A 22,832-nucleotide genomic window follows, 5' to 3' on the forward strand; every position below is an offset into this window, starting at 1 on the left:
TGGTCTTGTTGTGGTGTTGTCTAACCGCTTTCCGGCAGGAAGGACGGCATAACCACACCGCCGGGTTGTAGCGCACGGCCTTTCACCTGCGCCAAATGCAATTCACAAATCCGCCCGCCCCACCGCAACAGCACCTGGCTGAGGGCGGAACGTTGCGCCGGTACCAGCACCACAGGCGTGGTACCGCGATGGTGGCGATCCAGCATCCAACCGATCAACTCCAGGGCAATCTCTTCGCTGTGGCTACAGCCCGGCCCCAACAGGCGGGAAGCCGGATGCGCCACCGAAGCCAGATAACCGCCCATGCTGCCGTCAAGTTCCCACACGGCAGTGCGCCATAGCCCGCTGGCGTCATTGAGGAAGTAGTCAATATCGCGCCGACGTTCGATGCCCAACAGCATTCGTTCCAACTGCAGGATGCCGGGCAGATCATCTGGCTGGGCGGCGCGCACTCTGCCGCGCGTCAGACTGGGGAAGGAAAATCCCTCTACCGGCACCGGGATCGCCATATCCTGATAAATCGCATAGGGCGTGAAGCCGGCACGGTGGTACAACGCGTAGGAGTCCAGATTTAACGCGCTGGAAATCAGGCGTATAGGTAGCGATCCCGCCAGTTCGTCGGCTTTCGCCATCAGCTGCACGGCGATACCACGACCAAAGTAGTCGGGATGTACATTCATGATGCCCAGCCCGAGATGAGTTTCACGCGGGTGAAAGAAGCAGGAACCGCACAGCACGCCCTGTTCATCGTGCGCAACCCAGTGCTGTCCGGTATCCAGATGGCGATAGACGTCAACAAACAGCCCGCAGCTGGTCGGTGCTGCGGAAAAGATGGCGCCCATGCCGTGGCGTTGATACCAGGCATTGGTCGACAGATGAATCAGTTGTGCGACCGCCTGGCGATCACTGTTTTCCGCTACTCTCAGTTGCACCTGCATCCGCCCCCTCTTTTCAGATTATGGGTTCAGCGAAATAACGTGAAATCGCAAAATGTAATCGATTTCATTTTCACCATGAGCAAAATGTAATCGATTTCTTTTTTTCGGCAACCTGATTAATCTGTTGAAAGGGGCTGATAAGATGAATTTGTAACCCACATCACAATCCTGAGGCCAGGCGCAGACTTTTTGCCGCGCTTGGGCATATTGTGCGGGGCAATTGGGCAGAAGGAACAGCAAACCATGTCGATCGAAAAGGTGGCGAAACTCGCCGGCGTCTCTGCCGCGACGGTCTCACGGGTATTGAACGGCCAGCAAATCGTCAAACCGGCCACTCGCGACAAGGTACTGGCGGCGATCCGCGCATGCGACTACCAACCCAACCTGCTGGCGCGTCAGCTACGCACTTCGCGTAGCCGTATGCTGCTGGTACTGGTTTCCAGTATCACCAATCCTTTTTGTTCCCTGGTAGTACGCGGTATCGAAGAAGAAGCCGAACGCCACGGCTACCACATTTTGCTGTGCAACTCCGAATCCAATCCAACCCGGGAGTCCGCCTATCTCAGCCTGCTGAGCGGTAAAGTGGTCGACGGCGTGATTACCATGGACGCCGTCAGTTGCCTGCCCGGCCTGACCGCAATGATTGGCGATTTTCCCTGGGTACAATGCGGCGAAGGCGATCCCGAGTTCCGTGCCTCTTCAGTCACCATCGACAACCATCAGGCGGCGAGGGCCGGCGTGCGTTATTTAGCTGCACGGGGCCGACGACGTATTGCCCTGATCAACAGCGACATGCGCTATCTCTACTCGCAGCAGCGAGAGCAAGGTTATCGACAGGCGCTGGCCGAAGCCGGATTCGACTATTGTCAGGTGGAATACGTCGAGGGGTTGGAATATGCCGCCGGTGCGTTGGCCATGGCTCGCCTGCTGGATGCCGGGCCGCGACCGGATGCGGTATTCACCATCTCCGACGTGATCGCCGGTGGGGCGATGAGCACCCTGCACCAACAGGGATTGCGCATTCCCGAAGATGTCGCGGTAATGGGCTTTGACGGCGTGCCATTCGGGGCCGTCACCACGCCACCGCTGACCACCGTCGAACAACCGATGCACCAGTTCGGCGTGCGCAGCGTGCAGTTGCTGCTGGAAAAAATCAAAAATCCGCAACAACCACCGCGCAATGAAGTGCTTGAGTGGCGGCTGGTTGAGCGTGGCTCAGCCTGATTACAAGCTCAATTCCCCACGCAAAAACGTGTGTGCATAGCCGCCAATCAAGGTGCGATCGCCCTTCAGCTCACAGAACAACTCGCCGCCGCGCGCCGAAATCTGCCGGGCGTGCAGCTGATGGCGACCAAGACGTGCGCTCCAGTAGGGCATCAGCGTGCAGTGTGCGGAGCCGGTCACCGGATCTTCGCCGCCGTCGAGGGTAAAATAGCGCGAGACAAAATCCGCCGTCTCACCCGGAGCACTGACAATCACGGCCCGGCCAACCAGGGCAATCAGTGCCGGGATATCCGGCTGTAATGCCCTGACCTGCGCTTCGTTTTCCAATACCACCAACAGCGCATTGGCCTGCCACACTTCCTGCGGATTAGCCCCCAGCAGCGCCGCCAACCCTTCAGGCTCCACAACCTTCTGCGGTGGCCGGGACGGGAAATCCAGGACCAGGCGTTCGCCATCTTCGGCGTCGCGTTTAACGTACAAGTCGCCGCTCGCCGAGCGGAAACGAATATCCTGCAGCGCCGGGTTCACCACGCTGAACATCACGTGTGCCGCCGCCAGCGTGCCATGACCGCACAAATCGACTTCTCGCTGGGGAGTAAACCAACGGATGGCCGACATATCGCCATCGTCCCAGACAAAGCTGGTTTCCGGCAGGCTCAGTTCATTGGCGATAGCCTGCATCTCCACAGCCGACAACGGCTGCTTCAACAGGCAGACGCCGGCCGGATTGCCCCGAAACCCTTTACCGGTGAAGGCCGCAATATGGAAGTAATTTTCTGCCATCCGCAATTCCTTAATACCAGATGAGTAACACACAGGCCGCGGTGAGCAACCCCATAGAAACGTTAAAAATGATCCAGGCCTTTTTGCTGCGCAGCAGTCGGCCAATCACCGTGCCAAATCCCAACCAAATCACGCCGGCAATGATGTTCACCACGAATATGCCCAGTGAGATCGCCAGAATCGAGGCGTTGTATTGAGCACCCGCCAGGCTGAAGCTGGCCACCGCCCCCAGCGCCATCAGCCAGGCCTTGGGATTAAGGAACTGTAGCAGCCAACCCTGGTAGAGCCGTATCGGTTTGGGCGGTGCCACGTCGGTTTCCAGCTTTTCATAAGCGGCGGTAGCCACTTTCCATGCCAGCCACAGCAGATACAGGCTACCGAGAATTTTCAGCACCAGATGCAGCGCCGGATAAACCAGAATCAGGCTGCCGACGCCGAACGCCACCAGCAGCAAAATGCTTTGCATGCCGAGCATGATGCCAATCATCAGCAACAGTGAACGCATAAAGCCAAAGTTGGCACCGGAAGTGGTCAGTAACATATTGTTGGGGCCAGGTGTGATCGCGGCCACCCACAGAAAACCTAGCATCGAAAGAAATAAACTCGCATCCATCAGGCGGGCGCTCCTCACCCAGGTCATTTTTTGCAGTATTATTGTTAACTCAGGCTAGTGAAGCTAACAGCGCACTAATCATCCCACAATAGTTGCCAATAAGAATTTTACTCAGGTTATGCATGAATCCTTTCGCCCTTTGACCGGGGCCAGTAATCCACACCTGCAAACGCTGCTGCCACGGCTGGTGCGTCGCCGCGTGCAGTTGAAACCCCACTGGCAACGGCTGGAACTGCCCGACGGCGACTTTGTCGATCTCGCCTGGAGCGAAGATCCGGCTCAGGCCAGCGGCAAGCCGCGAGTGGTGCTGTTCCACGGCCTGGAAGGCAACTTCTACAGCCCCTATGCCCATGGCCAACTCAATGCCTGGCGTGAAAAGGGCTGGCTCGGGGTGGTAATGCATTTTCGCGGTTGCAGCGGTGTGCCGAACCGCAAGCAGCGCATCTACCATTCCGGTGAAACGGAAGATGCACGCTTCTTCCTCCAGTGGCTGCGTGCTACCTACGGAGAAGCCCCCACCGCTGCCGTTGGCGTCTCTCTCGGCGGCAACATGCTGGCCTGTTATCTGGCACAACAGGGCGCCGACAGCCTGCTGCAGGCGGCGGTGGTGGTTTCTGCGCCACTGATGCTGGAGCCCTGTTCGTGGCGGATGGACCAAGGCTTCTCGCGGGTCTATCAGCACTACCTGCTCGGGCAGTTGAAACAAAACGCCACCCGCAAACTGCTGCACTATCCTGATACGCTGCCGCTCAAACTGCCGCAGCTCAAGGCATTGCGTCGGATCCGCGACTTTGATGATGCCATTACCTCGCGCATCCATGGCTTTAGCGACGCCACCGATTATTACCGCCGTTGCAGCGCCCTGCCGTTGTTACCGTCGATCCAAACGCCGCTGTTGATCATCCATGCCAAGGACGATCCTTTTATGACCGACGAAGTGATCCCCGAAACCGCCACGCTGCCGCACAATATTGAATATCAATTGACCGAGTTTGGCGGTCACGTCGGTTTTGTCGGCGGCACATTGAAAAAACCCCATATGTGGCTGGAATACCGTATTCCATCCTGGCTTGCCCCTTACCTGGAAACAACCAAGTGATCATCCCCTGGAAAGAACTGGAAACCGAGACCCTCAATAGCCTGATCGAGTCCTTTGTGCTGCGCGAAGGTACCGACTACGGCGAGCATGAACGTTCGCTGGAACAGAAAGTGGAAGACGTGCGCCGCCAACTGAAAAACGGCGAGGTGCTGCTGGTGTGGTCGGAACTGCATGAGACCATCAACATCATGCCGCGCGGGCAGTTCCGCGCCGGACAAGAGGAAATTTAGTGCTTATCGGTTCTATGACTGACGGAAAAAATCAGGTAACAATGAAGGATTGCAAACCAACGCGCAGTATTTTGCCCTAGGCGAAAGGGTGTCAAACAGACCAATAATGATATCTGACACCGGCGCATTAAACACGGAGTGACCCATCACCATGTCCGCCAAACATCCCGTTATCGCAGTGACCGGCTCCAGCGGTGCCGGCACCACCACCACCAGCGTGGCGTTCCGTAAAATCTTTCAGCAGTTGAACATCCGCGCCGCGGAGCTGGAAGGCGACAGTTTCCATCGCTATACCCGGCCGGAAATGGACGCGGCGATCCGCAAAGCGCGCGATCTTGGCCGTCATATCAGCTATTTCGGCCCCGAGGCCAACGACTTTGGCCTGCTGCAACAAAGCTTTAGCGAATACGGCACCAACGGCACCGGCCGTTCACGCAAGTATCTGCACACCTACGATGAAGCGGTGCCCTATAACCAGGTACCCGGCACCTTTACCCCGTGGGAAGCCTTACCGGCACCGACCGACGTGCTGTTTTATGAAGGGCTGCACGGCGGCGTAGTGACCGAGCACAACGACGTGGCCAAGCATGTCGATTTGCTGGTCGGCGTGGTGCCTATCGTTAACCTGGAATGGATCCAAAAGTTAATCCGCGATACCGGCGAGCGCGGCCACTCTCGTGAAGCGGTGATGGATTCGGTGGTACGTTCGATGGAAGACTACATCAACTACATCACGCCGCAGTTTTCCCGCACCCATATCAACTTCCAGCGGGTGCCGACGGTAGATACCTCCAACCCGTTCGCCGCCAAGGCGATCCCCTCGCTGGACGAGAGCTTTGTGGTGATCCACTTCCGCGGCCTGGATCAGATCGATTTCCCTTATCTGCTGGCGATGCTGCAGGGTTCTTTTATCTCGCATATCAATACGCTGGTGGTGCCGGGCGGCAAAATGGGGCTGGCGATGGAGTTGATTATGGCGCCGCTGGTGCAGCAACTGCTGGAAGGCAAAAAAATCGAATAGCTTACCGGAGCGCGGCAACAAGCCGCGCTCCTTTATCCGTCAGGACACTGCGCGGATCTCAAAGCTGTGGGTCACGCTGGCGGCCTTGCTCAGCATCAATGACACCGAACAGTATTTCTCGGCGGAAAGATTCACCGCGCGCTCAACAATTTTGTCACTTAAATCTTTACCGGTGACGATGAAATGCAGGTTGATATGGGTAAACAGTCGTGGTGCCTCCTCACGCCGCTCGGAGGTTAATTTCACCTCGCAGTCGCGCACGTCGTTACGTCCTTTTTGCAGGATCGACACCACATCTATCGCGCTGCAACCTCCCACTGACATCAGTACCATTTCCATTGGGCTGGGGGCTTTATCCCCGGCGTTGCCGTCCATCAGCACCTGATGGCCAGACGCGGATTCGCCCAGAAACGTCAACCCTTCCACCCACTTAACTCTTGCCTGCATACTGGTCACTCCGGTTAATTTCTTAAAATCAGACTACGCTTTCGCATAGAAACTGGCAACGGAACCTGATGCTAATCATGCTGAAGCGAGACAACACAAGACACCCGCCTCACTCTGTGCTACAAACAGAGCCGCAATAAATCTTTCCGGGACACTGATTTCAGGGAAACTCCCAGGGAAAGGCTCCTTTACCGGTATGTTAACAGAATGTAGCTTGCAGCTCTCCCGGCAAGTTAATATGCTAGGGCGACAGCGTATATTTATGACACGCCTCAAAACCTGCTGCCAGCCACCATTAAAAGAACGGCGACAGCACGTTTTACAGGGAACTCTGACCCCTGTGACACAAGGCAGCGATAACAACAGAGGATAACAGCGAATGGTTCTCGGCAAACCGCAAACAGACCCTACTCTCGAATGGTTCCTGTCTCATTGCCATATCCACAAATATCCATCCAAAAGTACGCTGATTCACCAAGGTGAAAAGGCCGAAACGCTTTACTACATCGTCAAAGGCTCCGTCGCGGTGCTGATTAAGGATGAAGAAGGTAAAGAGATGATCCTGTCCTACCTTAACCAGGGGGATTTCATCGGCGAGCTTGGATTATTTGAAGAAGGTCAGGAGCGTAGCGCCTGGGTTAGGGCGAAAACCGCCTGTGAAGTGGCTGAAATTTCCTATAAGAAATTCCGCCAGTTGATTCAGGTTAACCCGGACATCCTGATGCGCCTGTCAGCTCAGATGGCAAACCGTCTGCAGATCACATCTGAGAAAGTGGGTAACCTTGCTTTCCTGGACGTTACGGGCCGCATCGCGCAAACCCTGCTGAACCTGGCGAAACAGCCTGATGCCATGACCCACCCGGATGGTATGCAGATTAAAATTACCCGCCAGGAAATTGGCCAGATCGTCGGTTGCTCACGTGAAACCGTGGGTCGTATTCTGAAAATGCTGGAAGATCAAAACCTGATCTCCGCCCACGGCAAAACTATTGTCGTTTACGGCACGCGTTAATTACTGAAAAAACGGCGCGATGATTCGCGCCGTTTTTTTATGCCCCGAGTCATCATGTGGCGCCGACTGATCTACCACCCGGAAGTTAATTACGCACTGCGGCAAACGCTGGTGCTTTGCCTGCCGGTACTGCTTGGCCTGCTGATCGGCCAACTGCAATACGGCCTGTTATTTTCCCTGGTTCCCGCCTGCTGTAACATCGCCGGGCTGGACACGCCTCACAAACGTTTTTTCAAACGCCTGATCGTCGGCGGTTCACTGTTCGCACTCAGCAGTTTGTTACTGCAGCAAGCCCTGTTATGGCAGTTGCCGCTGCCGATACTGATGCTCGGCCTGGCGCTGCTGCTCGGCGTCAGCGGTGAAATCAGCCCGTTACACGCCCGTCTGCTGCCCGCTGCGCTGGTTGCCGCCATCTTCTCCCTCAGCATGGCCGGTTCAGTACCGCTTTGGCATGCGCCGCTGTTATATGTGGTCGGCACCGCCTGGTACGGGCTGTTCACCTGGTTCTGGTTCAAACTGTGGAAAGAGCAGCCGATGCGCGAGTCGCTCAATCAGCTCTATCTGGAGTTGGCGGACTACTTCGAGGCCAAATACTCACTGCTAACCCAGCATACCGATCCACAGACCGCGTTACCGCCGTTGTTGGTTCGTCAGCAAAAGGTGATGGACCTGATCACCCTGCTGTATCAACAGCTAAACTTTCTGCCGCACGCCAGTAACCTCGAGCAAAAACGTCTGCAACGAACCTTTCAGGTCGCGCTGGATTTGCAGGAACACATCACCGTCAGCCTGCACCTGCCGGAAGAGGTACAAAAACTGGTAGAACAGAGCCAGGCCGAAGCCATTATCCGCCGCAACGCACAGGTGATTGCCGGCCGGCTACGCACGGTGGCGCACGATATTCTCTACCACCAGCATTCGCAGCGCTTCAATATGGGCAATGAACTGGCAGCATTGGAAAAAGTGGCGGCACAGCACCCGGATAATCCGGTGGGTCAGTTCTGCTACTATCACTTCAGTCGCATCGCCCGCCTGCTGCGTACCCAGCATCCACTCTACCGGCGTGACCTGATGGCCAATCAAAACCGCCTGCCGTTTTGGCCGGCGCTGGTCAGTTATCTGTCGTTCAAATCCAATGCCCTGCGTAATGCGGCACGATTAGGCGTCACGCTGGCGGCAGGCAGCAGCCTGGGGATGATTTTCAACCTGCCGAAACCCTACTGGATCCTGCTCACCATCATGCTGGTGAGCCAGAACGGCTACAACGCCACCCGGGTGCGCATCCAGCACCGTGCACTCGGTACTTTGGCCGGGCTGGTAATCGCCGCCGGTCTGCTGCAATTACAACTGCCCGAGGCCGAAACCCTGAGCGTGATGCTGGTGATTACGCTGCTGGCCTATATGGTGTCACGTAAAAATTACGGATTGGCGGTGATTGGTTTTACGGTGACGGCGGTCTATACCCTGCAATTACTGGCGCTGAACGGCACGAATTTCCTGGTGCCGCGTCTGATCGACACCCTGATTGGCTGCGTGCTGGTGTTCGGCAGTACCATTTGGCTGTGGCCTCAGTGGCAAAGCGGGCTGCTGCGCAAGAATGCCCATCAGGCGCTGGAGAACGATCAGCAGGCGTTACGTTTGTTGCTGGAAGAGCAAGAGCCGGATCCCACTGCACTGGCCTACGCACGCATGCAGGTCAATCAGGCGCACAACGCGTTATTCACCTCACTGAATCAGGCGATGCAGGAACCGGGGTTTGAATCGAACTACCTGGCGGATATGCGCCTGTGGGTGACGCACAGCCAGTTTATTGTCGAGCATCTGAATGCGATGACTATTCTGGCGCGCGAGCACTATATGCTGACGCCAAAACTGGCGGAGGAGTATCTGCAATCTTGCGAGATCGCGCTGCAGAGCTGTCAGCAACGGCTGGAGTACGACGGGCCGAGCAGTGGCAACAGCATTATGCAGCCGCCGGATTTGCACCCAGATATGCCGGTGACCGAAATGGAGCGCCACCTGCGGCGTATTCTTTCACACCTGAGCGTGATGCATACCATCTCGTCATTGGCCTGGAGCCAACGCCCACACCACGGCATCTGGCTGAAACGCAAACTGCGCGATCAATAAGGGCGCCGTCTGGCGCCCTTGTCATCAATGCAACGCATTACGCGTTAATCACGTCCTGCACCGCCAGCTCAAACAGCGCCATCCCTTCGTCGATGTCCTGGGTCTCCACCACCAGCGAAGGCGCAAAGCGGATCACATTTGGCCCGGCATTGAGGATCATCAGCCCACGTGCGGCGGCGGCGGTCAGGAAATCGCGCGCCTTACCCTGGTATTGCGGTGTTAATTCAGCACCAATCAGCAGGCCCATGCCGCGAATATCGCTGAAAATACCGTACTTATCGCCAATTTTCTTTAACGCCTGCACGTATAACCCATGACGCAACTCAATGCCGCTCAGCACTTCCGGCGTATTGATCACGTCCAGCGCAGCTTCCGCCACCGCACAGGCCAGCGGGTTGCCGCCGTAGGTGGTGCCGTGGGTACCGACCTGCATCACCGAGGCAATCTCTTCGGTGGTCAGCATGGCGCTGACCGGGAAACCGCCGCCAAGCGCTTTGGCCGTGGTGAGAATGTCCGGCGTTACGCCATAGTGCATATAGGCAAACAGTTTGCCGCTGCGCCCCATGCCGCTTTGTACTTCGTCGAATACCAGCAGTGCCTGGTGTTTGTCGCACAGTTCACGCACGCCCTTGAGGAATTCGGCATTAACCGGAGTAATGCCCCCTTCGCCCTGGATTGGCTCCATCACGACCGCACAGGTATGGTCGTCCATCACTGCTTTCACCGCCGCCAAATCGTTGAACGGCACGTGCACAATGTCGGCCGGTTTTGGCCCAAAACCATCCGAATACTTGGCCTGCCCACCCACCGAGACGGTGAATAGCGTGCGCCCATGGAAAGCGTTATAAAACGCGATAATTTTGGTTTTATACGGACTGTGGCGGGTAATGGCGTAATGCCGAGCCAGCTTGAAGGCCGCTTCGTTGGCTTCCGCGCCGGAGTTGGCGAAAAACACCCGGTCGGCAAAGGTGGCGTTAATCAACTTGGTGGCCAGCCGCAGCGCCGGCTCGTTAGTAAAAACGTTGCTGGTATGCCACAGGGTTTCGCCCTGCTGTTTCAGCGCTTCGACCAGGGCCGGGTGACAGTGCCCTAACGCCGTCACCGCAATGCCGCCAGAGAAATCAATGTACTCTTTCCCTTGGCTGTCCCACACGCGGCTGCCTTTGCCCCTGACCGGAACAAACTGCGCGGGTGCATAAACAGGCAGGATAACCTGATCAAAGGTACTGCGGCTTACTGCGGTTTTTTCGGTCATTATGTGGCCCACCCTGAATATGACTCAGTCTTTTGGTTGCAATTGAGTGAAAATATAATCACAAAATATGCATAAAAAACCAATAAAGGGCAAACGCAAATCGTCTTCACGGTTAAAAAAAACCTAACCGATTAACTTTTAAGGAAATTATCCAACAGCTGGTGCCCCTGCTCGCTAAGGATGCTCTCCGGGTGGAACTGCACCCCTTCCAGCGCCAGTTGGCGGTGGCGGATCCCCATAATCTCATCGCGTACGCCGTCGCGCTCGCTCCAGGCCGTCACTTCAAAACAGTCCGGCAAAGTAGCGGCTTCAAGCACCAGCGAGTGGTAGCGGGTCACGGTCAGCGGGTTGTTCAGTCCATGAAAAACGCCACTGTCGAGATGGCGGATCGCCGAGGTTTTGCCGTGCATCACCTCGCGGGCACGCACGACCTTGGCGCCAAAAGCCTGCCCCAGTGCCTGGTGCCCCAGGCAAACACCGAGGATCGGCAGCCTGCCGGCAAAATGCCTAATGGCCGCCAGCGAGATACCGGCTTCGTTCGGGGTGCAAGGGCCAGGAGAGATCACCAAATGCTGCGGGGCCAGCCTTTCTATATCAGCCAGTTGCAGTTCGTCGTTACGCTTCACCAGCACTTCGGCGCCTAATTGGCAGAAGTACTGGTAAAGGTTATAGGTAAAAGAATCGTAGTTATCGATTAGCAGCAGCATAGGGGTTCCAACGGACAGCAGGGTAAGGGGCTCGCCCCGATTGATACCGGTGCATTATACAACGCCCCTGCAATGCTGCCGCCAGCGATAATTTCAGCTTACTTTTTACGGCCGCCCATAATCGAGCCCAGCACCCCACGCAGGATCTGGCGACCAAGGTCACGCGCCATGCTCTTGGCGGCGGTCTGGACGATGCCATCACGCTTACCCCCGCGCGGACCGGTAGAGCCGAACAGGATATCGTTCAGACCGCCCATCAGGCCACCGCCCGCCGGCTGCTGCGCCTGCGGTTGCTGTGTCGGCTGGCCCGGTTGCGGTGTGCCAACGGTAGCAAAACCTTCCGACGACAACTTCTCATAAGCGGACTCGCGGTCAACCATATCCTCGTAACGACCATACAGCGGCGACTTGTTGATCGCACTGTTCAGCCCTTCGGCCCCCAACATGCCCATCTTGGATTCCGGTGCGATCACCATCGCTCGCTCCACCACATTTGGCCGCCCTTTCTCATCCAGGAACGACACCAGCGCCTCGCCGACGCCCAGTTCGGTGATCGCCGTCTCGGCGTCGAAGGCCGGATTGGCTCGCATGGTTTGTGCCGCAGCCTTCACCGCTTTCTGATCGCGAGGGGTAAAGGCACGCAACGCATGCTGTACGCGGTTGCCTAGCTGGCCCAGCACGCTGTCCGGGATATCCAGCGGGTTCTGGGTCACAAAGTAGATGCCGACGCCTTTGGAGCGGATCAGGCGTACCACCTGTTCAATTTTGGTCAGCAGTGCCGCAGGCGCATCGTTGAACAGCAGGTGTGCTTCATCAAAGAAGAACACCAGCTTCGGCTGTTCCGGGTCGCCCACCTCCGGCAGGTGTTCGAACAGTTCGGCCAGCAGCCACAGCAGGAATACTGAATACAGTTTCGGTTGGTTAATCAGTTTGTCCGCCGCCAGCAGGTTAATCACTCCGTGGCCGTTGGCGTCGGTTTTCATCAGGTCATTGATATCGAGCATCGGCTCGCCGAAGAACTGGTTGGCCCCCTGCTCTTCCAGTGTTAACAGCCCGCGCTGGATAGCGCCCACCGAAGCCGAAGAAATATTGCCGTATTGGGTCTGGAACTGTTTGGCGTTGTCACCCACGTACTGCACCATGGCACGCAGATCTTTCATATCCAACAGCAGCAACGCGTTATCGTCGGCAATTTTGAACACCAACTGCAGCACGCCACTTTGTACTTCGTTCAGATCCAGCAAGCGGCCCAGCAGCAGCGGCCCCAGGTCAGACACGGTGGCGCGGATCGGGTGGCCCTTCTCACCATAGATATCCCACGGAATAATGGTGCAGGCCTGCGGCTGCCAGTCAGTGACGCCAATGGCCGTCAGGCGCGCCTGCAGTTTTTCGGAAGGCACGGCTTCGGTGCCAATCCCCGACAGGTCGCCCTTCACGTCGGACAAAAATACCGGAATGCCGATACGCGAGAATTGCTCGGCCATTTTTTGCAGCGTCACGGTTTTACCGGTCCCGGTTGCACCGGTGATCAAACCATGGCGGTTGGCCAACGCGGGCAAGATAACCAGATCCTGTTCGGGTTTCCCGTCTTTCATCGCTTTGGCAATAATCCGTGCTTCACTCATTTTCTTTTCCTTGGACGCTGACGTGGCGCGAAAAGCGCCAGTGGATGTCAATAAAGCTATAAGCGTGGCGTAACCCCGTCAAGGACAAACAAAAACGTAGCTACCAACCTGCTCGCGGGAGAATGAATTTAGGATTCCGCTTAACACAGGGTTAGCCGATTATGGTCGACTTGAACAATAAAACAGCAGTGATATAGTAAGCAAGACGCTGTATATACGAGGTACATATCATGTCTGAATCTACCGTGGTGATCCGAGTGGATGATGAATTAAAAATGGCTTTCGCCAGCGCGGCAAAAGCAGCAGATCGTACTGCATCTCAACTGTTACGAGATTTCATGCGGGATTTTGTTAGTCGCCAATCTCAACAAAAAGAATACGAACAATGGCTACAAGAAAAAGTGGAATTAAGCCGGAAAGCGCTTCATGAAGGGAAAATCGTTGATGATGAAGATGTTGAAGCTTACTTCGCCGAGCGCAGGGAAAAATCAATGCGGTAATACGATAAGGAAATATCGTGAAACTGAAACTCAAGTGGACGGAACCCGCCATTGCCGACCGTATTGCAATTTATGATTATTTGGCGTCAAAGAACCCAACAGCCGCCGCAGAGATTGATGCTTTAATTTCCGCGGCTGCTGCCCGACTAGCCCAAAACCCATCAAGTGGAAAAGCGGGCCGGGTTCCGGGTACTCGTGAATGGGTTATTCATCATTCTTATTTGCTGATTTATGAATTAACCAACGACCTGCTTATCATATTGGCGGTAGTACACGCCCGACGCCAATGGCCAAAGGGTTAATCAACCACGCAGCCCCAGCTCTTCTTTCAGCGCTTTAAGGTAGCGACGGCTGACCGGTACCGGCTCGCCGACCGGCATGATCATTTCCGCCGCGCCGTTGTCATCAAAGCGAATTTCACGCACCTGCTCCAGGTTAACCAGATACTGGCGGTGACAGCGCACCAGCGGCGTTCGCATTTCCAGCGTGCGCAGTGTCAGCTCGGTGAAGCACTCCATGCCGTCATTGCGGACCACAAACACCCCACTCAACCGTGAACGGATAGCCACCACCTCATCAAAGCGCAGCAAATAGATGCGGCTATGGCCGGTGCAGGGAATGTATTTCAGGTAGCCGGCGCTTTCGTCCAGCGCAGCGATATTCTGCTGCCCCCGTTGCTGCTGCAGGCGCTGTAACGTTTTGCTCAGCCGCTTCGGTTCCGCCGGCTTCAGCAGATAGTCAAACGCATGTTCTTCAAAGGCCTGCACCGCGTATTCGTCATAGGCGGTCAGAAAGACGATGTGCGGCATACGGTTGGGATCGAGCATGCCTACCATCTCCAGCCCGGTGATGCGCGGCATCTGGATATCCAAAAACACCACGTCCGGCTGCAGGCGATGGATGCCGCTGATGGCCTCTATCGCATTGGCGCATTCGCCGACAATAGAGATGCCTTCTTCCGCCTCCAGCAAATGCCGCAGGTTATCGCGCGCGGAGGGTTCGTCATCGACAATTAGTACGTTTAACATCAGGCAGCCCTCGCCAAGGGGACATTGATTGTAATCCGGGTGAATGTTTGCGGCTCGCAGGCTACCTGTACACCATAATCATCGCCGTAGCGTACGCGGATACGCTTATCCACCAGGTTCATCCCCAGCCCACTGTTGTTCGGCTGCGATTGGAATAATCCGGCATTGTCGGTCACCTGCAGCAACAGGCATTCCCCTTCGCGCCGCGCACCGATATCAATCCGCCCCACCCCCAACAGCTGCGAAGTGCCATGCTTAATGGCATTCTCCACGATCGGCTGCAGTGAAAATGCCGGCAACCGTACTGCCAACAGGTCTTGCGGCAACGAAACCACGACTTCCAGCCGATCGGCAAAACGCGCCAGTTCGATTTGCAGGTAGGCATTCACATGCTCGAGTTCGTCCGCCAGGCTGACCTCATCGCCGGAACGCTTGAGGTTCTTGCGGAAAAAGGTCGAAAGTGACTGCACCAGCTCACAGGCCCGGTCGCCGTCACGGCGGATCACCGCTACCAGCGTATTCAGGGCATTAAACAGAAAGTGCGGATTGACCTGCGCATGCAGTAATTTGATTTCTGACTGCGCCAGCAGCTGTTTATGGCGCTCATACTGGCCGGCCATAATCTGCGCGGATAACAGGCTGGCGATACCTTCCCCCAGCGTACGATTGATGGTGCTGAACAACCGGCTCTTCGGTTCATACAGTTTGATGGTGCCGATCACCCGCTGATTCTCACCGCGCAGCGGGATCACCAGTGTCGAACCCAGTTTGCAACCGGGGTTAATCGAGCAGCTGTAGGAGTGCTCATTGCCGTCGGCGTAGACCACTTCGTTGTTGTCGATTGCGCGGTGCGAGTGCTTTGATGAAATCGGCGTGCCCGGCAGGTGGTGGTCGTCACCGATGCCGATAAACGCCAGCAATTTATCGCGGTCGGTTATCGCTACGGCGCCGATACCCAGCTCCTGATAAATCACCCGCGCCACCTTCATGCTGTTTTCCTGATCAAACCCCTGTCGCAAGATCCCTTCGGTACGTTCGGCAATCTTCAGCGCCTTGGCGGAAAACGCACCGGTGTATTTCTCGAACATCGCTCGCCTGTCCAGCAGGATTTGCATGAACATCGCGGCCCCCACCGTATTGGCGATCAACATCGGCAAAGCGATATGTTCCACCAGCCGCAGCGCCTCGTCGAACGGCCGTGCAATCGCGAGGATAATCACCATTTGCAGCACTTCGGTCACCAGCGCGACCCCGGCGACAAACAGCGGATTAAACAGCAGATCGATACGCCGGTGACGCATGGCGATGCTATGCACCAGCCCGCCCACCAGCCCTTCCGCCACGGTTGATACCGCACAGGCGATATCGGTCATGCCCCCCAGGGTATAACGGTGCAGGCCACCGGTCAGCCCCACCAGCAGCCCGACCGAAGGCCCACCCAACAGGCCGCCCAATACGGCGCCGATAGCGCGGGTGTTGGCAATGGAACCTTCGACATGCAGACCGAAATAGGTGCCCATGATGCAGAACACCGAGAAAATGACGTAGCACAATAGCTTGTGCGGCAGGCGAATGGTCACCTGCGTCAGCGGAATGAATAACGGGGTTTTGCTCAGTAAATAAGCAATGACAAGATAAACGCACATCTGCTGCAACAGCAGCAGAACCTGGCTAAATTCAAACATGGCAGCAGCTCATCCCTTAACAAAACAGATGCAGAACGCCGGGTTTCCGGTCTGGTTATAAGCTGGCGATTAAAGCATGTGGAGGGGGAAAAAACAGTGATGCAGGCAAGGCTTCCGGGGAAAGCAACGCAGCCGGCCCACCTGGGGCCGGCGCAAAATCATTATGGCAGCACTTTTGCTGACAGGATGACGATAGGTTTGCTCGGAACATTCTGGTACGGACCGACGTTGCCAGTCGGTGCCTGGGAGATTTTATCTACCACGTCCATCCCTTTGACCACTTTGCCGAATACCGCATAGCCGAAATCGCGCTGGCCGTGATCCAGGAAGGCGTTATCTGCCACGTTGAGGAAAAACTGGCTGGTGGCACTGTCTTTGTCAGCGGTACGCGCCATCGAAATGGTGCCGCGCAGGTTGCGCAGGCCGTTATCCGCTTCGTTCTTGATCGGTGCCTGGGTGGATTTTTGTTGCATGTCAGCAGTAAAGCCACCGCCCTGAACCATAAAGCCCGGGATCACACGGTGGAAAATGGTGTTGTTGTAATAGCCGCTGTTCACGTAGTCGACGAAGTTCTTGGTGGAAACCGGAGCCTTCTGACTGTCGAGCGCCAATTCGATATTCCCAGCCGAGGTAGTCAGCATGACATGAGTTTCACCGGCGGCGAGCGCGGCAGGTGCCATTGCTGTCAGGGAACACAGCGCAACGAAGGTCACTAAAGTACGTTTGAACATTAACGGGTCCTTTCTCTAAGAGACAAACAACGGAAAAGCGCATTGATTCTAAAGAGCTGCACCTGCGAGTGCCAGCCATTTACCTATATTTACTTAATAGTGGGACTTATCTCAGTCAGCCCCGGATTTTACTGCCAAAAGTATGATCGCCTTAGACCTTTTTGCCAACTGCATCACGCATTTTTTGCCCTTTTTACGCCTTGGTCGTTTTTTGCGACACAACTCCCGGTTTCATTTCCCATTCCCGTTACTCTAGATAAATGAGAGCGCTCTCATTTAGCGCAAAGATAAGAATAATGAATGTCCGCCGGCACCACCGCCGTGCAATACAGGAGAAATAATGTGAGTGAATTGATGACTGAAACTGAAATCAGCCCCGATTTTGAAAGCACCATCATGGAGCTGCTGGTGTTCTCCGGTGGCGCCCGCAGTAGTGCGCTGATGGCGCTGCAACAAGCGCGTGCCGGCGACTTTGAAGCTTCAGCCAGGCACATGGCCGAATCCAAACAGTCGGTAAAAAAGGCCCATCTGATCCAGACCCAGCTGATCGGCCTGGACGAAGGCTGCGGCAAACTGACCATCAACCTGATTACCGTTCATGCCCAGGACCATCTGATGAACGCCATGGTGATCCAGGATCTGGCGGATGACATGATTGAGCTTTACCGCCGTCAGGCCAAAATGGAGATTCGTGCATGAAATCGTTAAAAATCGCTGTCATCGGCGGCGGCAGCAGCTACACGCCAGAATTGGTCGATGGCTTGATCCAGCGTATCGAAGAACTGCCGGTCACCGAACTGGCGCTGGTTGACGTTGAGCCTGGCCGCGAAAAGGTCGAGATTATTGCCGCGCTGACCGAACGCATGCTGGCGCGCCACGGGCTGGAGCAGGTAAAGGTCAGCGTGCATTTCGAACTGGATGAGGCCATTCGCGACGCCAATTTCGTCCTGACCCAGTTCCGCGTGGGTCAGTTGCCGGCACGCGCCGCCGACGAGCGCCTGGGGCTGAAATACGATTTAATCGGCCAGGAAACCACCGGCGTTGGCGGCTTCGCCAAGGCATTGCGCACCATTCCGGTGATGCTGGATATTGCACGCCGGGTGGAAAAACTGGCGCCTGAAGCCTGGATCATCAACTTCACCAACCCAGCCGGCATCGTCACCGAAGCGGTCTCCCGCTACACCAAAGCGAAAATCATCGGCCTGTGCAATGTGCCGATCAGCATGCATCACATGATTGCCAACATGCTGAAAGTCCCTTCTCAAGAGGTACAGCTGCAGTTCGCCGGGCTGAACCACATGGTGTGGGTACATCAGGTGCTGCAAAACGGGCATGACGTCACAGGCAAGGTGATCGACATGTTGTGCGACGGTGCCGCGCTGACCATGAACAACATCAAGGAAGAACCTTGGCAGCCGGACTTCCTGCGCGCCGTCGGGGCGATCCCTTGCCCCTATCACCGCTATTTCTACCAAACCAAAGAAATGCTGGCCGAGGAAATTGCCGCAGCAGCCGAACGCGGTACCCGCGCCGAGCAGGTGATGAAGGTGGAGAAAGAGCTGTTTGAGCTGTATGCCGATCCACATCTCGACAGCAAACCGGAGCAGTTAAGTTTCCGCGGTGGATCATATTATTCGGAAGTGGCGCTGGAGCTAATTCGTGCGATCCATAATAATCTCGGAACGCAATTAGTCGTTAATACCGCAAACCGTGGCGCTATTCGCGGTTTACCGGACGACGCGGTGATAGAAACCAACTGTATCGTCGATGCTCAGGGTGCTCATCCGCTGACCTTCGGCACGCTGCCGGATTCCATGCACGCGCTGACCCAACAGGTGAAAGCCTATGAGCGCCTGACCATCGAAGCCGCAGTGCACGGCGATCGCCGCAGTGGCCTGCTGGCGTTGGTCACCAACCCGTTGGTCGGCAATGCCAATGTGGCACAGCCGCTGTTGGATGAAGTGCTGGCGGTGAACGCGCCTTATCTGCCTCAGTTTAAATAACCGTCGGGCCAACCGCGGTTGCTGATACATTGCTATACCTAGTATACAGGGGTCGCTGAGTCGGCCCCATTTTTGTCGTAATCAGGAGTCGGATGATGGTGACACTGGAAGATGTCGCAGCCCTGGCGGGCGTGTCCCGCGCCACCGTGTCACGCGTAGTGAATGGCGATACCAACGTTAAGGGGCAAACCCGCGAGAAGGTTGAAAAGGCGGTGGCCCAACTTGGCTACACGCCCAACCCGGCCGCCCGTGCGCTGGCCTCCAGCCACAGCAACACCCTGGGATTGGTCACTACCTCCTATCGCGGCGGTTTCTTCGGCGCACTGATGGACTTTGTGCAAACCGAAGCCGAATCCCACGGCAAGCAATTGCTGGTGACCCAGGGGCGTAACAGTGCGGAAAACGAATGGCAGGCGATCCAGCGGCTGTTCAATCTGCGCTGCGATGGCGTGATCCTGCACGTCCGTTTCCTCAGCGATGACCAATTGCGCCAACTGGCAGCGGAGCAACGCCGCTTTGTGCTGCTCGATCGCCTGGTGCCCGGCCTGGAAGCGCACTGCGTCACTTTCGATCACCAGTACGCCAGCCGCATGGCAACACAACAATTGATTGATGCCGACCACCGCCACATCGCCTGTATCAGCGGCCCGCGCGACCGCCCTTCCAGTCTCTTGCGGCTGCAGGGTTTTGAACAGGCCATGCAGGCAGCGCATATCAAGCCGGTCGCCTGCGCCGAAGGGCTTTACGATCTGGAGAGCGGTTATCGCTGCGCCGATCAACTGCTGAAAATGAAAACCCTGCCCACCGCCATCTATTGCTGCAATGAAGAAATGGCTATCGGCGCACTGCTGGCCGTCAACGAACACCGCCTGCGGGTGCCGCAAGATATCTCGCTTATCTGTTACGACAGCGGCGAACGCGCCCCCTTTGTCCGCCCAGCGCTGACCAGCGTGCATTTCCCGATTAGCGAAATGGCGCAATATGCCGCACGCCTGCTGATTGACCCGGCCACGCCACCGGTTAGCTTTGCGCCGATAGTCATCAGCCGCGACTCGATCGTGACGGCGAGCAAATAGATCACAAAAATATTTCAGAACTACTCATTGATTGCATCAAAAAGTAGATAGGCATCACAAAAACTCCCGTTGTCTGTGCTAGGATCCGCTCCCTGGTGGCCTGATCGGGACTTTTTTCTGCTTTGCCAGGAAAAGCCAGCGGCCTTAATCCAGTTTTAAACTCTTTATAGACTTAATCAGGCCTAAATAATGAATGATAGCAACCGTCTACGGCTTACCTGGATCAGCTACTTTTCTTACGCGCTGACCGGTGCTTTAGTTATCGTCACAGGGATGGTGATGGGGAACATTGCAGAGTACTTTAATCTGCCGGTTTCCAGCATGAGCAATACTTTCACCTTCCTTAACGCCGGTATTTTGATTTCGATCTTCCTCAATGCCTGGCTGATGGAAATTATCCCGCTTAAACGTCAACTGATGTTTGGCTTTGTGCTGATGGTACTGGCTATTGCCGGGCTGATGCTCGGTAAAAGCCTGACCATGTTCTCGTTGTGCATGTTTATCCTTGGCGTGGTCAGCGGTATCACCATGTCGATAGGCACCTTCCTGATCACCCATATGTATGCCGGCCGCCAACGCGGTTCGCGCCTGCTGTTCACTGACTCCTTCTTCAGCATGGCTGGGATGATCTTCCCGATTGTCGCAGCGATGCTGTTGGCGCGTCAGATCGGCTGGTACTGGGTTTACGCCTGCATCGGCCTGCTGTATGTAGGTATCTTTGTGCTGACCCTGTTCTCCGAGTTCCCGGTACTGGGCAACAAGGGCGCCGACGCCGGCCAGCCGGTAGTGAAAGAGAAATGGGGTATCGGCGTGCTGTTCCTGTCGATCGCCGCACTGTGCTACATCCTCGGCCAGCTTGGCTTCATTCAGTGGGTGCCGGAATACGCCACCAAGTCGTTCGGGATGGATATCAGCCAGGCCGGTAAGCTGGTGAGCGATTTCTGGACCTCGTACATGATCGGCATGTGGGTATTCAGCTTTATCCTGCGCTTCTTCGATTTGCAGCGCATCGTCACTATCCTGGCCGCATTGGCGACCGGTGCGATGTACCTGTTCGTCAGCACCGATAACCCGGAACACCTGAGCTATTACATTATGGCTCTGGGCTTCGTTTCCAGCGCCATCTACACCACCCTGATCACTCTGGGCTCGCTGCAGACCAAGGTTTCCTCACCGAAACTGGTTAACTTCATCCTGACCTGCGGCACCATCGGCACCATGCTGACCTTCGTGGTTACCGGCCCGATCGTAGCCAAAGGCGGCGCACACGCGGCGCTGACTACCGCCAATGGTCTGTACCTGGCGGTGTTCGTGATGTGTCTGCTGCTCGGTTTCGTAACCAAGCACCGCAGCCACGGTCACGTGACCCACTGATCTGTCGTCAATGACGTGATATGAAAAGGGCGCCTCGGCGCCCTTTTTTATGCTGATAACCCCCAGCTCAACGCCGGAAATCCACCTTCTCATCCTGCGCCAGATACAGCGTGGTTTCTGCCGGCAGGGTTTCGGCAATCACCGTGCCCTGACGTATCGAGTAACGCACCGGCGTCTGTCGGCGCACCGCATCAAAGCCGCTATCGGCCGGTAATATCACCAGATTGGCGCTGTTGCCAGCCTTCAAACCATAGTCGGTCAGGTTCAGAGTACGTGCACTGTGGCTGGTAATCAGTTTCAGCCCGTCGTCGATCTGGCCATATCCCATCAGTTGGCACACGTGCAGCCCCATATGCAGCACCTGCAGCATATTGGCAGTGCCCAGCGGGTACCAGGGATCGAACACATCATCATGGCCGAAGCAGACGTTAATTTCCGCCTCCAGCATCTCCTTCACCCGGGTGATGCCGCGCCGTTTCGGATAGCTGTCGAAGCGCCCCTGCAGGTGAATATTGACCAGGGGGTTGGCGACAAAGTTGATGCCGGACATTTTCAGCAGGCGGAACAGCCGTGAAGTGTAAGCCCCATTGTAGGAATGCATCGCCGTGGTGTGGCTGGCGGTGACTCTGGCGCCCATATCCAGCTTCAGCGCCAACGCCGCCACGGTTTCGACAAAGCGCGACTGTTCGTCGTCTATCTCATCACAGTGAACATCCACCAGCCGATCGTATTTCTGCGCCAGGGCGAATGCCTTGTGCAGGGACTCCACGCCGTACTCGCGCGTAAACTCAAAGTGCGGAATGGCTCCTACCACGTCAGCGCCCAGCCGCAGCGCCTCTTCCAACAGCGCCTCGCCGTTGGGATAAGACATAATGCCTTCCTGTGGAAAAGCGACGATTTGCAGCGTGACCCAGGGTGCGACTTCCCGTTTCACTTCCAGCATCGCACGTAGCGCGGTCAGGGTCGGGTCAGAAACGTCAACGTGGGTACGCACGTACTGTACGCCGTTGGCGATCTGCCATTTCAGCGTCTGCCAGGCGCGTTGTTTGACATCCTCGTGGGTCAGAAGCGCCTTGCGCTCGGCCCAGCGCTCAATGCCTTCAAACAGGGTGCCTGACTGGTTCCAGGCCGGTTGCCCGGCGGTCTGGGTGGTATCCAGATGGATATGCGGTTCGACAAACGCCGGCAGCGCCAGCCCGCCCTGTGCATCCAGCACGTCGCTGCGCCATTCCCGCCCTTCCGGCTGCGGCACGATATGGGCGATGCGCCCCTGCTCAATGGCCAATTGCCACAGCCCTTCATGCCCGCTCAGACGCAGGTTATCGATAAACTTCAATGGACTCTTGGCCAC

Annotated in this window: 23 protein-coding genes; 12 read left to right on the forward strand and 11 right to left on the reverse strand. The window is 56.2% G+C overall.

Features of this window, described 5'->3' with window-relative positions; all coding sequences use genetic code 11:
• Window positions 1–20: 20 nt before the first annotated feature.
• Window positions 21–938 (reverse strand): GNAT family N-acetyltransferase, encoded by a 918-nt coding sequence (locus tag ACNT1W_RS00355; protein WP_419246268.1) that lies wholly within the window; start codon window positions 936–938, stop codon window positions 21–23.
• Between the two features lie 243 nt (window positions 939–1,181).
• Between ACNT1W_RS00355 and ACNT1W_RS00360 the strand changes: the two genes are divergently transcribed.
• Window positions 1,182–2,162, forward strand: coding sequence for a LacI family DNA-binding transcriptional regulator (locus tag ACNT1W_RS00360; protein WP_012147251.1), 981 nt, complete (start codon window positions 1,182–1,184; stop codon window positions 2,160–2,162).
• Here the strand turns inward: ACNT1W_RS00360 and ACNT1W_RS00365 are convergent, their stop codons facing one another.
• Both ACNT1W_RS00365 and ACNT1W_RS00370 read right to left on the reverse strand, forming a co-directional pair.
• Window positions 2,163–2,945: a PhzF family phenazine biosynthesis protein gene (locus ACNT1W_RS00365; protein ID WP_261139884.1), complete on the reverse strand. Its 783-nt coding sequence runs from the start codon at window positions 2,943–2,945 to the stop codon at window positions 2,163–2,165.
• Between the two features lie 10 nt (window positions 2,946–2,955).
• Complete coding sequence (locus ACNT1W_RS00370) at window positions 2,956–3,558, reverse strand: LysE family translocator (RefSeq protein WP_419246269.1); 603 nt, start codon at window positions 3,556–3,558, stop codon at window positions 2,956–2,958.
• A 118-nt stretch (window positions 3,559–3,676) separates the two neighbouring features.
• On the opposite strand from ACNT1W_RS00370, the gene ACNT1W_RS00375 reads away from it, so the two are divergent.
• The 3 genes from ACNT1W_RS00375 to ACNT1W_RS00385 all read left to right on the forward strand — a co-directional run bounded on the left by ACNT1W_RS00375 (window position 3,677) and on the right by ACNT1W_RS00385 (window position 5,908).
• Window positions 3,677–4,657 (forward strand): hydrolase, encoded by a 981-nt coding sequence (locus tag ACNT1W_RS00375; protein WP_012147254.1) that lies wholly within the window; start codon window positions 3,677–3,679, stop codon window positions 4,655–4,657.
• On the forward strand, window positions 4,654–4,887 hold the full coding sequence (locus ACNT1W_RS00380) for a YheU family protein (RefSeq protein ID WP_012147255.1): 234 nt from the start codon (window positions 4,654–4,656) through the stop codon (window positions 4,885–4,887). Before ACNT1W_RS00375 ends, ACNT1W_RS00380 begins: the two co-directional genes overlap by 4 nt.
• A 151-nt stretch (window positions 4,888–5,038) precedes the next feature.
• Window positions 5,039–5,908 (forward strand): phosphoribulokinase, encoded by an 870-nt coding sequence (locus tag ACNT1W_RS00385; RefSeq protein WP_012147256.1) that lies wholly within the window; start codon window positions 5,039–5,041, stop codon window positions 5,906–5,908.
• Between the two features lie 39 nt (window positions 5,909–5,947).
• On the opposite strand, the gene ACNT1W_RS00390 is transcribed toward ACNT1W_RS00385, so the two are convergent.
• Window positions 5,948–6,355 (reverse strand): OsmC family protein, encoded by a 408-nt coding sequence (locus ACNT1W_RS00390; RefSeq protein ID WP_012147257.1) that lies wholly within the window; start codon window positions 6,353–6,355, stop codon window positions 5,948–5,950.
• A 379-nt stretch (window positions 6,356–6,734) separates the two neighbouring features.
• Here ACNT1W_RS00390 and crp point away from each other — a divergent pair, with 379 nt between their 5' ends.
• Together crp and ACNT1W_RS00400 are read left to right on the forward strand one after the other, a co-directional pair.
• Complete coding sequence (gene crp / locus ACNT1W_RS00395; protein WP_004718520.1) at window positions 6,735–7,367, forward strand: cAMP-activated global transcriptional regulator CRP; 633 nt, start codon at window positions 6,735–6,737, stop codon at window positions 7,365–7,367.
• A gap of 54 nt (window positions 7,368–7,421) precedes the next feature.
• Window positions 7,422–9,497: a YccS/YhfK family putative transporter gene (locus ACNT1W_RS00400; protein ID WP_115183619.1), complete on the forward strand. Its 2,076-nt coding sequence runs from the start codon at window positions 7,422–7,424 to the stop codon at window positions 9,495–9,497.
• A gap of 37 nt (window positions 9,498–9,534) precedes the next feature.
• Here the strand turns inward: ACNT1W_RS00400 and argD are convergent, their stop codons facing one another.
• The 3 genes from argD to ACNT1W_RS00415 form a co-directional block, all read right to left on the reverse strand.
• Entirely contained in the window at window positions 9,535–10,752 is a 1,218-nt protein-coding gene (gene argD, locus ACNT1W_RS00405) for a bifunctional acetylornithine/succinyldiaminopimelate transaminase (RefSeq protein WP_115183618.1), read from the reverse strand.
• A 131-nt stretch (window positions 10,753–10,883) separates the two neighbouring features.
• Window positions 10,884–11,459: an aminodeoxychorismate synthase component II gene (locus tag ACNT1W_RS00410; protein ID WP_012147260.1), complete on the reverse strand. Its 576-nt coding sequence runs from the start codon at window positions 11,457–11,459 to the stop codon at window positions 10,884–10,886.
• A gap of 98 nt (window positions 11,460–11,557) precedes the next feature.
• Complete coding sequence (locus tag ACNT1W_RS00415; protein ID WP_419246270.1) at window positions 11,558–13,084, reverse strand: helicase HerA-like domain-containing protein; 1,527 nt, start codon at window positions 13,082–13,084, stop codon at window positions 11,558–11,560.
• Between the two features lie 230 nt (window positions 13,085–13,314).
• Between ACNT1W_RS00415 and ACNT1W_RS00420 the strand changes: the two genes are divergently transcribed.
• Together ACNT1W_RS00420 and ACNT1W_RS00425 are read left to right on the forward strand one after the other, a co-directional pair.
• Entirely contained in the window at window positions 13,315–13,584 is a 270-nt protein-coding gene (locus ACNT1W_RS00420) for a hypothetical protein (RefSeq protein WP_012147262.1), read from the forward strand.
• Between the two features lie 17 nt (window positions 13,585–13,601).
• Entirely contained in the window at window positions 13,602–13,886 is a 285-nt protein-coding gene (locus tag ACNT1W_RS00425) for a type II toxin-antitoxin system mRNA interferase toxin, RelE/StbE family (protein WP_012147263.1), read from the forward strand.
• Here the strand turns inward: ACNT1W_RS00425 and btsR are convergent, their stop codons facing one another.
• From btsR to ppiA, 3 genes are all read right to left on the reverse strand, one after another.
• Entirely contained in the window at window positions 13,887–14,612 is a 726-nt protein-coding gene (btsR, locus tag ACNT1W_RS00430) for a two-component system response regulator BtsR (protein ID WP_012147264.1), read from the reverse strand. It lies immediately after the preceding gene.
• Entirely contained in the window at window positions 14,612–16,297 is a 1,686-nt protein-coding gene (locus ACNT1W_RS00435) for a sensor histidine kinase (protein WP_112363696.1), read from the reverse strand. Before ACNT1W_RS00435 ends, btsR begins: the two co-directional genes overlap by 1 nt.
• Window positions 16,298–16,458: 161 nt before the next feature.
• Window positions 16,459–17,028: a peptidylprolyl isomerase A gene (gene ppiA, locus ACNT1W_RS00440; RefSeq protein ID WP_012147266.1), complete on the reverse strand. Its 570-nt coding sequence runs from the start codon at window positions 17,026–17,028 to the stop codon at window positions 16,459–16,461.
• A gap of 354 nt (window positions 17,029–17,382) precedes the next feature.
• On the opposite strand from ppiA, the gene ACNT1W_RS00445 reads away from it, so the two are divergent.
• The 4 genes from ACNT1W_RS00445 to tsgA all read left to right on the forward strand — a co-directional run bounded on the left by ACNT1W_RS00445 (window position 17,383) and on the right by tsgA (window position 21,481).
• Entirely contained in the window at window positions 17,383–17,727 is a 345-nt protein-coding gene (locus ACNT1W_RS00445; protein WP_259191342.1) for a PTS lactose/cellobiose transporter subunit IIA, read from the forward strand.
• Window positions 17,724–19,031, forward strand: a complete 1,308-nt coding sequence (locus ACNT1W_RS00450; RefSeq protein WP_017894273.1) for a 6-phospho-beta-glucosidase — start codon at window positions 17,724–17,726, stop codon at window positions 19,029–19,031. Before ACNT1W_RS00445 ends, ACNT1W_RS00450 begins: the two co-directional genes overlap by 4 nt.
• A gap of 95 nt (window positions 19,032–19,126) precedes the next feature.
• On the forward strand, window positions 19,127–20,107 hold the full coding sequence (locus ACNT1W_RS00455; RefSeq protein WP_259191341.1) for a LacI family DNA-binding transcriptional regulator: 981 nt from the start codon (window positions 19,127–19,129) through the stop codon (window positions 20,105–20,107).
• A 189-nt stretch (window positions 20,108–20,296) separates the two neighbouring features.
• A complete protein-coding gene (gene tsgA / locus ACNT1W_RS00460) occupies window positions 20,297–21,481 on the forward strand; it encodes an MFS transporter TsgA (RefSeq protein ID WP_012147270.1) in 1,185 nt (394 codons plus the stop codon).
• 67 nt (window positions 21,482–21,548) lie between these two features.
• Here the strand turns inward: tsgA and ACNT1W_RS00465 are convergent, their stop codons facing one another.
• Window positions 21,549–22,817: a cytosine deaminase gene (locus ACNT1W_RS00465; protein ID WP_419246849.1), complete on the reverse strand. Its 1,269-nt coding sequence runs from the start codon at window positions 22,815–22,817 to the stop codon at window positions 21,549–21,551.
• Window positions 22,818–22,832: the final 15 nt, after the last annotated feature.

The sequence above is a fragment of the Serratia sp. NFX21 genome, assembly GCF_048517035.1.
Taxonomy (GTDB): Bacteria; Pseudomonadota; Gammaproteobacteria; order Enterobacterales; family Enterobacteriaceae; genus Serratia; species Serratia quinivorans.

Bases quoted from the DNA above. Each gene is read 5' to 3' on its own strand.
- ACNT1W_RS00355 (WP_419246268.1), bottom strand. From the start codon at position 938: ATGCAGGTGCAACTGAGAGTAGCGGAAAACAGTGATCGCCAGGCGGTC.
- ACNT1W_RS00360 (WP_012147251.1), top strand. From the start codon at position 1,182: ATGTCGATCGAAAAGGTGGCGAAACTCGCCGGCGTCTCTGCCGCGACG.
- ACNT1W_RS00365 (WP_261139884.1), bottom strand. From the start codon at position 2,945: ATGGCAGAAAATTACTTCCATATTGCGGCCTTCACCGGTAAAGGGTTT.
- ACNT1W_RS00370 (WP_419246269.1), bottom strand. From the start codon at position 3,558: ATGGATGCGAGTTTATTTCTTTCGATGCTAGGTTTTCTGTGGGTGGCC.
- ACNT1W_RS00375 (WP_012147254.1), top strand. From the start codon at position 3,677: ATGCATGAATCCTTTCGCCCTTTGACCGGGGCCAGTAATCCACACCTG.
- ACNT1W_RS00385 (WP_012147256.1), top strand. From the start codon at position 5,039: ATGTCCGCCAAACATCCCGTTATCGCAGTGACCGGCTCCAGCGGTGCC.
- ACNT1W_RS00390 (WP_012147257.1), bottom strand. From the start codon at position 6,355: ATGCAGGCAAGAGTTAAGTGGGTGGAAGGGTTGACGTTTCTGGGCGAA.
- crp (WP_004718520.1), top strand. From the start codon at position 6,735: ATGGTTCTCGGCAAACCGCAAACAGACCCTACTCTCGAATGGTTCCTG.
- ACNT1W_RS00400 (WP_115183619.1), top strand. From the start codon at position 7,422: ATGTGGCGCCGACTGATCTACCACCCGGAAGTTAATTACGCACTGCGG.
- argD (WP_115183618.1), bottom strand. From the start codon at position 10,752: ATGACCGAAAAAACCGCAGTAAGCCGCAGTACCTTTGATCAGGTTATC.
- ACNT1W_RS00410 (WP_012147260.1), bottom strand. From the start codon at position 11,459: ATGCTGCTGCTAATCGATAACTACGATTCTTTTACCTATAACCTTTAC.
- ACNT1W_RS00415 (WP_419246270.1), bottom strand. From the start codon at position 13,084: ATGAGTGAAGCACGGATTATTGCCAAAGCGATGAAAGACGGGAAACCC.
- ACNT1W_RS00420 (WP_012147262.1), top strand. From the start codon at position 13,315: ATGTCTGAATCTACCGTGGTGATCCGAGTGGATGATGAATTAAAAATG.
- btsR (WP_012147264.1), bottom strand. From the start codon at position 14,612: ATGTTAAACGTACTAATTGTCGATGACGAACCCTCCGCGCGCGATAAC.
- ACNT1W_RS00435 (WP_112363696.1), bottom strand. From the start codon at position 16,297: ATGTTTGAATTTAGCCAGGTTCTGCTGCTGTTGCAGCAGATGTGCGTT.
- ppiA (WP_012147266.1), bottom strand. From the start codon at position 17,028: ATGTTCAAACGTACTTTAGTGACCTTCGTTGCGCTGTGTTCCCTGACA.
- ACNT1W_RS00445 (WP_259191342.1), top strand. From the start codon at position 17,383: ATGACTGAAACTGAAATCAGCCCCGATTTTGAAAGCACCATCATGGAG.
- ACNT1W_RS00450 (WP_017894273.1), top strand. From the start codon at position 17,724: ATGAAATCGTTAAAAATCGCTGTCATCGGCGGCGGCAGCAGCTACACG.
- ACNT1W_RS00455 (WP_259191341.1), top strand. From the start codon at position 19,127: ATGGTGACACTGGAAGATGTCGCAGCCCTGGCGGGCGTGTCCCGCGCC.
- tsgA (WP_012147270.1), top strand. From the start codon at position 20,297: ATGAATGATAGCAACCGTCTACGGCTTACCTGGATCAGCTACTTTTCT.